At 64.3% G+C, this 10,370-nt stretch carries 11 protein-coding genes and 2 pseudogenes; 2 read left to right on the top strand and 11 right to left on the bottom strand.

The annotated features are described in order from the left end of the window. Window positions 1-173, bottom strand: a 173-nt coding sequence (locus ABDV78_RS18835) for a helix-turn-helix domain-containing protein (RefSeq protein WP_343528995.1), incomplete at its 3' end; no start/stop codon positions are given. Between the two features lie 25 nt (window positions 174-198). On the opposite strand from ABDV78_RS18835, the gene ABDV78_RS18830 reads away from it, so the two are divergent. After that, window positions 199-1,275, top strand: a complete 1,077-nt coding sequence (locus ABDV78_RS18830) for an IS5 family transposase (protein WP_343528994.1) — start codon at window positions 199-201, stop codon at window positions 1,273-1,275. 225 nt (window positions 1,276-1,500) lie between these two features. Here ABDV78_RS18830 and ABDV78_RS18825 read toward each other — a convergent pair. The 9 genes and pseudogenes from ABDV78_RS18825 to ABDV78_RS18785 form a co-directional block, all read right to left on the bottom strand. Beyond that, window positions 1,501-1,888: pseudogene (locus tag ABDV78_RS18825) on the bottom strand (transposase); the annotation flags it as partial. A 235-nt stretch (window positions 1,889-2,123) separates the two neighbouring features. After that, window positions 2,124-2,315, bottom strand: a pseudogene (locus ABDV78_RS18820) (transposase zinc-binding domain-containing protein); the annotation flags it as partial. Between the two features lie 7 nt (window positions 2,316-2,322). Then, the gene (locus tag ABDV78_RS18815; RefSeq protein WP_343528993.1) at window positions 2,323-3,228 is read right to left on the bottom strand and encodes a tyrosine-type recombinase/integrase; all 906 of its coding nucleotides are present in this window, start codon (window positions 3,226-3,228) and stop codon (window positions 2,323-2,325) included. Between the two features lie 134 nt (window positions 3,229-3,362). Next, a complete protein-coding gene (locus ABDV78_RS18810) occupies window positions 3,363-4,193 on the bottom strand; it encodes a hypothetical protein (RefSeq protein ID WP_343528992.1) in 831 nt (276 codons plus the stop codon). Window positions 4,194-4,275: 82 nt separating this feature from the next. After that, window positions 4,276-5,085, bottom strand: a complete 810-nt coding sequence (locus ABDV78_RS18805) for a hypothetical protein (protein WP_343528991.1) — start codon at window positions 5,083-5,085, stop codon at window positions 4,276-4,278. Window positions 5,086-5,186: 101 nt separating this feature from the next. After that, the gene (locus tag ABDV78_RS18800) at window positions 5,187-6,047 is read right to left on the bottom strand and encodes a hypothetical protein (RefSeq protein WP_343528990.1); all 861 of its coding nucleotides are present in this window, start codon (window positions 6,045-6,047) and stop codon (window positions 5,187-5,189) included. 365 nt (window positions 6,048-6,412) lie between these two features. Beyond that, window positions 6,413-6,997, bottom strand: a complete 585-nt coding sequence (locus tag ABDV78_RS18795) for a hypothetical protein (protein ID WP_343528989.1) — start codon at window positions 6,995-6,997, stop codon at window positions 6,413-6,415. Next, window positions 6,991-7,347, bottom strand: coding sequence for a DUF3768 domain-containing protein (locus ABDV78_RS18790; RefSeq protein WP_343528988.1), 357 nt, complete (start codon window positions 7,345-7,347; stop codon window positions 6,991-6,993). The genes ABDV78_RS18795 and ABDV78_RS18790 overlap by 7 nt, the downstream gene beginning before the upstream one ends. A 48-nt stretch (window positions 7,348-7,395) precedes the next feature. After that, a complete protein-coding gene (locus ABDV78_RS18785) occupies window positions 7,396-7,974 on the bottom strand; it encodes a site-specific integrase (RefSeq protein WP_343528987.1) in 579 nt (192 codons plus the stop codon). A 203-nt stretch (window positions 7,975-8,177) separates the two neighbouring features. On the opposite strand from ABDV78_RS18785, the gene ABDV78_RS18780 reads away from it, so the two are divergent. Further along, window positions 8,178-9,074, top strand: a complete 897-nt coding sequence (locus ABDV78_RS18780) for a DMT family transporter (RefSeq protein WP_343528986.1) — start codon at window positions 8,178-8,180, stop codon at window positions 9,072-9,074. Between the two features lie 672 nt (window positions 9,075-9,746). On the opposite strand, the gene ABDV78_RS18775 is transcribed toward ABDV78_RS18780, so the two are convergent. Beyond that, window positions 9,747-10,370 carry an acyloxyacyl hydrolase gene (locus tag ABDV78_RS18775; protein ID WP_343528985.1) on the bottom strand — a complete coding sequence of 208 codons (624 nt, stop codon included), beginning with the start codon at window positions 10,368-10,370 and terminating at the stop codon, window positions 9,747-9,749.

Genomic DNA, 10,370 nt, shown 5'->3' with positions numbered 1-10,370 from the left:
CCCGTGGGAAGGTCAGCCGTCGATCGGCGCCTCTTCCACTTGGCGATGGTCTTCTGATTGACGCCATGGCGCTCCGCCAACGCCCTCAGGCTCTCTTGACTATGCTGTATCGCTCGACGGACTGCCTGGGCACCCCCAATAACCCTGGCATGAACCGATCGAAAATGATTCACTGTGCCTGAAGGCAGGAGGCGGCGGATGCGTCAGGCAGGATTGTTCGGTTTATCGGAGCAGTTGAAGCGGCTGTCGGACTGCGGCGATCCGCTTGAGACGATGGCGCGGGTGGTGGATTTCGAGCTGTTCCGGGCCGGGCTGGAGAAGGCGCTGGCCTATGGCGACGGGGCGAAGGGTGGTCGCCCGTCCTATGACCCGGTGGCGATGTTCAAGATCTTGGTCCTGGCCGCGCAGAACACAGTGAGCGACGCGCGCATGGAATTCCTGATCCGCGACCGGCTGAGCTGGCTGCGGTTCCTGGGGTTTGACCTTGGCGCGGCCACGCCCGACGAGAACACGATCCGGCTGTTCCGCGAGAAGCTGACGCGCGCCGGCGCGATCGACACGCTGTTCGCGGCCTTTGACCGGTCCTTACGCGAGCGGGGGTATCTGCCCATGGGAGGCCAGATCGTCGACGCCACGCTGGTGGCCGCCCCCAAACAGCGCAATACCGCAGCCGAGCGGGACGCGATCAAGGGCGGGAGAACCGCCGCGCAGATCTGGCCGGACGAGCCGGCGAGAGCAGCGCAAAAGGATACCGATGCGCGCTGGACACTGAAGTTCGCCAAGGCCCGAACGCTGCCCGATGGACGGCCGGGGGTCGACATCGCCATCCCCAGCTTCGGCTACAAGAGCAGCATCGCGATCTGCCGGCGCTACGGCTTTATCCGACGCGGCAAGGTCACCGATGGCGCGCGCTTCGACGGGCGGATGCTGCGTGACGTGGTGACCCGCGACAACACCGCCTCCGACGTCTGGGCGGATACGGCGTATCGCAGCCGCGCCAACGAGGCCTGGTTGAGATCGATGGGCCGGGTCAGTCGCATCCACCGCAAGAAGCCCCGGGGCAAGCCGATGTCGCCACGCACCGCTGCGGCCAACGCGAAGCGCTCTGCCGTGCGCTCTCGCATCGAGCACGTCTTTGCCCGGCAAAAGGACCAGATGGGGCTGTTCATCCGCACCATCGGTATCGCCCGCGCCGAGGTGAAGGTCGGCCTCGCCAACCTGGCCTACAATATCGACCGCCTGATCTTCCACGAACGACGTGCCGCCATGGGATAGCTGCGCCTGGCGGGAACGTCTCGCAGCACGAAACGGACGAAAACGGTTCGCTCGAACCGACAGCGACGTATCCCGTGCTACCGTCATCCCGCCCGCATCCCCGACCGGAACGTTAATAGGGGGGCCCGCCTCAGTCGTCGTGGCGCTCCCATGGAGTATCTGGCCCATAGTGCATCCTTCCACTCGCTCGTGAATAATGCACCATCAAAGCCTGGGATCAAACACGATCGCCTCACGCGCCGCGATGCTCTTGTGAGCGGGCAGGTTGTCCAGGATAACGATGCCGCCGGGTTTCAGCGTCGGGGCAAGCGCCTGGGCGACCCAGGCCTCGAACCATGCCCTGGCCATCGGTCCGTCAATGACGAGCGGTGCGGTCATGCCCGAGAGCCGCAAGCCGCCGACAAAGGTGGTCGTCATCCAGTGTCCGTGCGGCACCGCCATGCGCAGCCGTTCGCCGCGTAGGGCGCGTCCGTAGCGGCGCGACATCTTCGTGCTGGCACCCGCTTCATCGACGAAGACGAGTGTTTCGGGATCGAGGTCGAGTTGGCCATCAAACCAGGCCTCACGTGCGCTCAGGACATCGGGGGCGGTCCTGCTCGCTCGCATGGCCGGTCTTTTGCCCGTGGCGGGCGAAGAAACGCCACAACGTCGATACTGCGACCTGCGATCCCCTCGGCGGCCAACGCCGCGCGCAACTCGGCAAGCGTGATGTCGGGGGCCGCCTCGTACAACGCCCAGATGCGTGCCACCTTGGCTTCGGTCGCGGCCGAGCGCGTGTCACCGCCCTGCGGCTTGGCCGCTGGCTTTCCCTGATCACGCTGAAGTGCCGCCCACCTCACTGCACTGGCTGCGCTTACCCCGAGCCGCCAGTGTCCGCAGTCGGTGCAGGCCTCGACATGCCCGCCCATGACGGCGATGCGGCAGGTCTCTATCGCCGACATGACCTTGAGCTGGTCGAGGCTCAGATGCCCGGCGCGGGTCGCCCGGTACGTGGGACCGGCAGCGCGGAAGATGTCGGCGACCTCCAGCGAGGCGCGCACGCGGGCGTCACCCGGCGGGCGTCCTGCCCTCCATCAGCGCCATCAGCTGGTCGAGCGGCCCGGTCACCGCGCGGATCGTGCGGGTGGCGACCTTGGTGTAGAGCGCGGTGGTCTCCAGCTTGCTGTGCCCGAGCAGGACCTGGATGACGCGGATGTCGACGTCCTGTTCGAGCAGATGCGTGGCGAAACTGTGCCGCAGCGTGTGCGGGCTGACGCGCTTGCGGATGCCCGCCGCCTCGGCCGCTTCGCAGACCGCGCGGTGAAGCTGCCGGGTCGAGATCGGGTCGGTGTAGCTGCGCCCGGGGAACAGCCAGCCGTGCGGCAACAGGACGCTGTGCCGCTTGCCTTCGCGCCACCATAGTCTGAGCAGTTCAAGCAGTTGCGGCGACAGCATGGCATTGCGGTCCTTGCGGCCTTTCCCCTCTTCGATGCGGATGAGCATGCGCTTGCTGTCGATGTCGTCGGTCCTGAGGTGCGCGACCTCCGACACGCGCAGGCCGGCGCCGTATGCCACGCCGAGCGCCGCGCGGTACTTGATGCCCGGTGCCGCCTCCAGCAGCCGCGCGACCTCATTGACGCTCAGCACGTCGGGCAGCTTGCGCGGGCGCGGCGCCAGCACGAGCTTGCGCGATAGATCCGGGCGGTCCAGCGTCACCCCGAACAGGAAGCGCAGTGCCGACACCGTGGCGCCGATGACGGACTCGCTGGTGCCGTGCTCGCGCTGGTGAACCTGGAAGCGGCGCACATCCTCTGCGGTCGCGGTATCCGGCGAGCGCCGCAGGAACGCCGCGAAGGCGCGAACGTGTCGAACATAGTCGTGCTGTGCCCGCGTCTTCATCGCGCGCATCGCCATGTCGTCGAGCATCCGCTGGCGCAGCGGGGTGACGGGTGGTGTGGTCGGTGACATCGTCATGGCAGGGTTCCTCTTGTTGAAGGAACCCCATCGTCCGCCTCCGCTGCCGCAGGGCCAAACCTCCGCGCCGATGCGCTACCTCACCACCGACGACACTGCCGCGCAGCGGCTTCGTGCACTGGGTCCAAACGCAACTATCCCATGCTTGGCATAGGTGTGTCGCCGCTAGATGTGTCTTCGGATGGCGTCATATCGGTTTCGGGATCGGGCTGACCGGCGGCCTGGATTTCGCTGGGGGTGCAGCGTCGGAAGTCCTGCGTGTCGTTAGCGTTGTAGAGCGTGGACATGGTGTTAGTGTCGGCGTCTGTGATATCAAACGACCAACTGCCGGTCGCACCAATCATGCTGACCCGGCGGCCCTGCATCGTCCAGCGGAAGCTGGCACCGTCGCCAAAGTCTGCGACGCCGCCTTTGATGAAGCCGAAATAGCCTTTTTGTGAGCAGGCATCGCTGCCAGCTTTGGCACCAACCCAACGCCCTATCAGCCAACCGGGTTTAACCAGTGCGGTCAGCTTTTCTTCGGCGACCTTGTCGGCTTCCTCGGACGCTGCCCGTTCGGCCCGTTCGGCATTATCGTCGACCAGCTGCTGGTGATAGGCATCAACGCCTTGGGCGGTGACGAGAAACTGCCCGTCGTCACGTGCCGAGGGCGAGACGGAGATGTTGAGCGGGGCATGGTCGATCAGCGGTCCGCCGGGGCCCTTAACCGTCACGCTGGTGTTGCACAGGGCCTTATGGACCTGCGGATCATAGCTCTCCAGCGTGGCGTTGCTGAAGGTGACCGAATAGGCTTTGGCCAGATCAGGCTTAGGCGCGATCATCTCGCGTAACGTGTCTTCGACTTCCGGCGCCACGCAAATGCGCGCGTCACCGGCCTTGAGGAGCGCATTGGCGTCATTGGCGGCAGGCTTGCAGCCAGGCAGCAGGATGAGACCTGCGCCCAGCATGATGATGGCTTTGGACATAGGGGCGTGTCTTTCAGGTAGGGAGCTGGAGGATGGGAGACGGTGGGTGGTCGGTCGCGCCAGGCACTGTCGGTATGGACTGCTAGTGCCGGGGCAGAGGCGCCGGGCAGTTGCTGATAAAGTCGCGCGCCGACATGGGGAGGTCGGGAAAGGGAAAGCGGTTGACGGTACCGCCCGAGCGCAAGGCAATGCTCGTCGCCCGGGTCAAAGCGGTCAGCTGATTGTCACCCAGAGGGATCTGCCACTGGATATCCGAGCCGACGGGCTTCCAGCTGATGTCGACCGCGCGAGACATGGTGGCGTCTGGGCTGATGATGTCGAGGGTGGCGCGGGTTTCGCCCTGCGTTACCGAATTCCGGCTATGACCGGTGATGAGCAGGGTAGGATCACCGTCCGTGCGCCCAAGCTTGTACTCATAGCGCCGGTCTGACGACCGCGTGCGGACATAGCAGATGCCGCGGCGGATGGGGTACATGGCCCATGACCCCAGGGTGAGGGGGCCATCCGCATCGATCGCAGCCACGCGGCTGGCCAGATAGTCGCCCCGCAGCTTGAGCTTGAAGCTCTCGAACAGCTGCCCCAACGCGCGGTCGGCACGGGGCAGGCCAATGGCTTTGCCGACCACACCGCGCAGATTTGCCCATTCGCGCGTACAGGCCATGCGCGCCGGCTGCGCGGCAGCCAGGTCGGTCTGGCCTGCTTCGATGAGGCGTACGCCTTCGATCGAAACGCACATCATCCAGCCCCGGGTCAGCGGGCGGAAGGGATCGTTGAACAGGCGGCCGGTATCAGTCACCGTCTGCGGGTTTGTCGTGGTGTATTGGGCATAGGCTGCTGGGGCAGCAGCCAGCAACACGAGGCTGGTCGCCCAGCCGAGATGACGTCGGGGCATGAATGTGCCTTTCCAGAAGAGACAAAGGACCGGGGGATGGGAGACGGTCGGTCGATGCCGTGGAAGCGAACCGATAGGGCCTTGCCCGCAGCGGCGTGCCGTTACAGTTCCCCCTCAAGGGGCGGATTGCCGCAGTCTTGGATGAAGCCCCAGGCCTCACTCCCCATGGGAGGAAAGACGACGTGGTATGTTGTTTGGCCCTGACCTATGGTCAGATGGCGCGTTTCGGTCAGGGCCTCATATTGGTCGAAGTCGAGGTCGATTTCCCATTGGATACCCTGGTCAACGGGCATCCATGATGCATCTACCTGATGCGATATGGTGCCCCAAAGGCCCTCCACGCCGAACATGATGCGGCCTTGACCTTTGGTGACGGACTGACCGGTTTTGACTTTGACAATAAGCTTGGCAGGACTGTCCCACCGCACGAGCTGAATATAGCTCTGCCTGTCGGGTGGGATGTAAGACGCGAGGCACATGTCTGGGCGGAGCGGGAAGAGTTGCCAGTCACCCAGCGTACGCGGCCCTGCCGCTTGAATTGTATCGTAGCGAGACGAGAAGAAGGTCGTTCCAAGCTTTTCGCTGAGCGCATTTTGAAGCGTCGCTAACACTTTTTCTGCACGGGGGGCTGTCAGCACAAGCTGCAGCGAAGCCCGCAGGTCGGATAATTGCAGGGCGCAGTGGCTAGTGATGCTGCTCACGGCATCCACATCGCTTTGACCCTTCTCAAGGATCGCTGCTCCCTGGGCATCGGCGCATTGCCGCCAGCGGTCGGCCAGCTGTTTATGTGGCATGACCTCGAGCTGTTGGTAGTCGGCTCTGGCCTGGGCGGCGGAAATGGCGGGCGCGCGGCGCTTGGCCGTCTTTGTGTCAGCAGCCGTGCCGGCGAGTGCGGCGCCGAGCGCAGCTGCGCAGACGGCAACCCGGCGTACCTGCCTGGCGCGGTAACGGAATAGGTTCATGATCATTCCCCCGTTGCAAAGGGGGTGGCACTGGCTTCGACGCTCGCGTCACCCCTATGTCCTCTCGGGGCGACGGCCGAAGCCGGATGTTGGAAACCTGGTCAGTGATCAGGCGCATGCGCCTTTATCGGCCAGAAGCCGACTGGACATGCGCGCATGCCACCCGGCCCCCTAACTTGGCGACCGAGTTCACTGGACTGAGGTTTCCACGCCCCACGCTGCGGCTTTCACGCAGCGCAATCACGGTGCTACCGGCCTGCCTATGGCAAAGCAAGAAGCGGTGGCTGCACCGGGTATCTGTGGTGTGCCCCAACTGGTGACATTCGGGTCGAATGTTCACGAGTGAGAAAAGGGAAGGCGCAGGCTCAGCCAGGCCGCTCGCGGACCCGGTGTTGGCGCGAGGCCAGCACGATGGTCCACTCCGCCTGGATACGGTGGCGGCGCTTGGACGCACCCATGCCGGTGGCCGACAGCTGCAGGTGTTGCAGGCCCGAGCTGTCGTGCAGCCCGAGCAGGCGCGGCGTCAGCTGGGCCGCCATGGTGTAGTGGCGGTGCTCGCCCGCCAGCAGCAACAGCAGCGCGTCACCGGCCTCGAGGGTGGAGCGGGCAGCATCAAGCCATTCGTCGCGGCCCACCTTGGCGTTGTCCGCAAAGGGCAGGGTGACGATGATCGACACATCGAGCTTGGCTGCGACATGCTCGGCCAGATGGGAGACCAGCGCGACCCATGGCTCGGGGTCGATACCATCACGCACTGCGGTGGTCAGCGGCACATGCTCGGCGATATGCGCCAACCCGTGTTTGAACAGCCGCGCCGCCCAGCGCCGGTCGACGGTGACGACAGGGGCCAGCACATAGGCCAGCGCGTTAATGGCGGCATAGAGCCCGCACAGGCCGTCAAGCTGGCCCTGTCGCCAGGGTGGGCGGGGCAGGGGGCTGGCCATTACCATTCCTCCGCCAGCATGATGGTCAGCACCCGGGTGGTGACATCCGGATCACCCGCATCGGGTGAGCCAAACACCATGGCTTTGTCGAAACAGTCGATCTTCCAGAACAGCTTATGGCCCTGCCATTCGAGCACACCGAAATCGTGCTCGCCATAGGGGTCATTGTCTGGGGTAAAGGCATCGAACGCCCGCACCATCTCGATGATGGCGGGCAGGGCACCTGCGCCCAGGCCTATGACGCCAGCGGTGGCGACCATCGCACCCCTGCTGGGGTTGCGCCGAAAGGCATCGTTCAAGACGGTAACGGGGTTGGCAGCGCTGTTCTGGGGACGTGCGTCATCCTTCGCGGTCATGCGAATTCTCCAATAAGCCAGATTGTGAAGGGGGAAGGGGGCTTCGCCTCAGACGAGGCGGATCAGCCTATGCTGGGCGGCGCGGTCGCCCTCGATATAGCGCTCGGTGGTCGTCAGGCGGCGGTGGCCCGCCAGTTCCTGGACATCGCGCAGCGACCCGCCGGTACGCGCCAGCAACCGTGCCGACCGGGTGATGAAGGTGCGCCTGCCGGAATGCGACGAGCAGCCGTCCAGGCCCACCCGGTCGTATAGCCGGGCATACCAGTTGACGATGCTGCGCGGGGTCATGTGACACCCGCGTTCCGAGCGGATGACGGGGCCAGCGCGGGGCCGGTCATGCGAGCGATGCAGCGCCAGCAGGGCATAGGCCAGATCAGGATGCACCGGCACCCGCCTGGCGGCGGCATTCTTGGCGATGCTGGCCGCGATATAGAGCTGGTCGGCGATACCACCCTTGGGGGTCAGGAGCATCGACCAGTCGAGGCCTGACATCTCGCAGGCGCGTAGGCCCGCCTTGAAACTCAACAACACAAGCGCACGGTCGCGCAGCGCGTGCCGGTGCTGGCTGACGGCGTCGAGCAAACGACGCACGTCCGCCCGCTCCAGCACCCGGGCAGGGTGGGGCATGATGACGATCTCCGATGTGGGATGATACACCAGGCAAAGACCAGGTGTGTTATCACAATAACACAATTTGGCGGGAATGGCAAAGAGCGTTCCAACCGGGCAAAAATCTGTACGACCTACCCGCGCCGCAATTGTGGAAGCCGTTCGCAGCTCAGCCACAATCGCCTATCGCCAAAAGCCGCCGAATACGGCACCGAGACAGCATGAATCGTCTTGCCTTTCTTGCTCTCGCTGTGGCGGGACTTGCCTGGGGGCTGGGCTTTCCGCTCGGCAAGTTAGCCCTGCGCGAAATCGATCCAGCGCATATGGTGCTGCTCCGCTTCATCGTTGCCAGCGTGGTCGCTTGTCCGTTCGCCCTTGCCACGCAGGATGCACGTGCGCTGTTTCGTTCGCCGCCGGTGCTGCTGGCGGGGGCGCTTTACGGATTGGCCTTCGTGATCCAGTTCGAAGGGTTGGCCGGGGTCACCGTCACTCTTGCTGCCCTGTTGGTCGGAGCGATGCCCGCGCTGATCGCAGTCTCGGCGTATCTGATGGGCGAACGTGTCACGCGCGTGTCGTGGATCGGCGTCGTCGCGGCGACGGGCGGCGCGGCTCTGATCGCCGGCAAGCCTGGCGGTGCCGGCACGGCGATCGGCATCGCTCTTTCATTGGCATCGCTACTGATCTTCCTGGCGTGGCTGCTAGCGTTGAAGCGCGTGCCTGCGACGCGATCGGCGATGGCTGTGCCTGCCGTTACATTGGTCGTTGCGACGTTCACCGTGCTGCCGATCGCTCTTCTGCTCCATGGTGCGCCCCCACTCGCGCTTAGCCCTGTCGCCTGGAGCGGGATCATCGGGCAGGGTCTCCTCTCTACCTTCCTGGCCACAGCTGCGTGGCAGTATGGCGCTGCCCGCGTCGATAGTGCCAGTGCAGGGGTGTTCATAAACATCGAGCCGTTGGTCGGTGCTACGCTCGGCATCGGCCTGTTCGGCGATCCGGTGGGATGGCCAGTCCTGCTGGGCGGAATGCTGATTGTGGTCGGCAGCATTGTCGTCGTTCGCGGGGAGCGCCCCAACGCCAGTCACGCAGCAGGCGCTACGCATGGCCTGTCGATGGATTAGGGCCTGTGTCTCACTAGCCTCCATTCACATGGACGCTTTTTGGCTTCCCAGCTCCTGCCGTTCATTAAGCGCGCTGGCTCTCTCACGCTCGCGATTCGATCGTCGCCCGGTAGGTCTTTATCCTGCTGCAAGAGTGTCTAGCGTGCCGGTGACCCGTTCTCGTAAAACTGGCTCACGCGTGATTTCGAGCATCGCGGTAAGGCAGCATCCATGCAGCGACATAATCGCCATCGATGGCCGTATGGAGGCCCGACATGGGGCTCGCGCAAAAAGCGGTCTTCCCGATTGGGAAGGAAAATTGAGAATGGCAGCGCCTACTAGGAAACCCCTCGAGCAAACACGCTCGCTACCGAGTTTCCCTGTCCGCTCCCGCCCGCCACTGCGTGCCTCTGGCAACCAGTGCATCCATCGTCGGAGCCATGCAGGCGTGAGCTTCTTCTCGCGATTGAACCTTCGGGGCGCAAGCGAGGGCCGCATCACATACAATGCGGTCGAGTGATGGGTCACCGCTTCGGCGTTTGACAATGCAGCGGTAGGCGTCCGTTGTCCTATCATGCTTGATCGATACGCTCAGGCGCTTCAGCCGCTCGATACGCCTGGCGGTTACGACGACTTCGTCTTCTGCAACGGGGGACGATGCCGACTGGACGGCGAAGAGGCCGGCAAGGAGGATCAGGGGCGTGAGCCCAATACACGCACTACCCGTAAGCCGACATTATCGATTCCGGGGTTTGTCTCGCTGAAGGTCTGGCGGTGACTGAAATGCTCCCATGCCAACTCGATCGCCCAGCGGCGGTCGACGCGCACGCCCAGCGATGCGTTGGGGTTAAATAGGACCCGCGAGCCGAAAGAGGTGCGTCGCCGATAAATGTCGTAGCGTCGCCATGCCTCTTCGCGCGACAATCCGGGAGCGAACGGGTCGGGCGTGAAGCGATAGCCGTCGATCACGGTCACACCGATGCCGATCTGACCGTAAACGCGGCCATGAAAGACATGCTGGCGCCATTCCGCACCAACGCTGGCGAAGCTGGTCCGGCCTGCGGTGCTGATTTGGAGCTTGGCCGCAAGCCGCGGCTTGAGCAGTATCCGGAGCGGCGCAGTGCGACCGACGAGCTGGACGTCGATCGTATCATCCTCCTCCGCACCCTCGACCAGCACACCGGGGGGGTGAGAGGTGGCTCGGGGAATTTGAACAGCGTGGATAAGTGGATTGTCGATCTGACAGCGGCCATGGTGGCCGCGAGCAGGAGGCAAGATGAGCAAGCGACCGCGCCGGAACCACAGCCCGGCGTTCAA

Origin of the sequence: Sphingomonas sp. (genome assembly GCF_039594485.1) — a bacterium.
GTDB lineage: Bacteria > Pseudomonadota > Alphaproteobacteria > Sphingomonadales > Sphingomonadaceae > Sphingomonas.
The sequence above is the reverse complement of the archived record's forward strand: the minus strand, read 5'-3'. Positions and strand labels throughout refer to the sequence as shown.

What these genes read in the sequence shown, in the direction of transcription:
- ABDV78_RS18785 (WP_343528987.1), bottom strand. Translation starts at nt 7,974, where the DNA reads ATGCCCCACCCTGCCCGGGTGCTGGAGCGGGCGGACGTGCGTCGTTTG.
- ABDV78_RS18800 (WP_343528990.1), bottom strand. Translation starts at nt 6,047, where the DNA reads ATGAACCTATTCCGTTACCGCGCCAGGCAGGTACGCCGGGTTGCCGTC.
- ABDV78_RS18790 (WP_343528988.1), bottom strand. Translation starts at nt 7,347, where the DNA reads ATGACCGCGAAGGATGACGCACGTCCCCAGAACAGCGCTGCCAACCCC.
- ABDV78_RS18780 (WP_343528986.1), top strand. Translation starts at nt 8,178, where the DNA reads ATGAATCGTCTTGCCTTTCTTGCTCTCGCTGTGGCGGGACTTGCCTGG.
- ABDV78_RS18830 (WP_343528994.1), top strand. Translation starts at nt 199, where the DNA reads ATGCGTCAGGCAGGATTGTTCGGTTTATCGGAGCAGTTGAAGCGGCTG.
- ABDV78_RS18810 (WP_343528992.1), bottom strand. Translation starts at nt 4,193, where the DNA reads ATGTCCAAAGCCATCATCATGCTGGGCGCAGGTCTCATCCTGCTGCCT.
- ABDV78_RS18795 (WP_343528989.1), bottom strand. Translation starts at nt 6,997, where the DNA reads ATGGTAATGGCCAGCCCCCTGCCCCGCCCACCCTGGCGACAGGGCCAG.
- ABDV78_RS18805 (WP_343528991.1), bottom strand. Translation starts at nt 5,085, where the DNA reads ATGCCCCGACGTCATCTCGGCTGGGCGACCAGCCTCGTGTTGCTGGCT.
- ABDV78_RS18815 (WP_343528993.1), bottom strand. Translation starts at nt 3,228, where the DNA reads ATGACGATGTCACCGACCACACCACCCGTCACCCCGCTGCGCCAGCGG.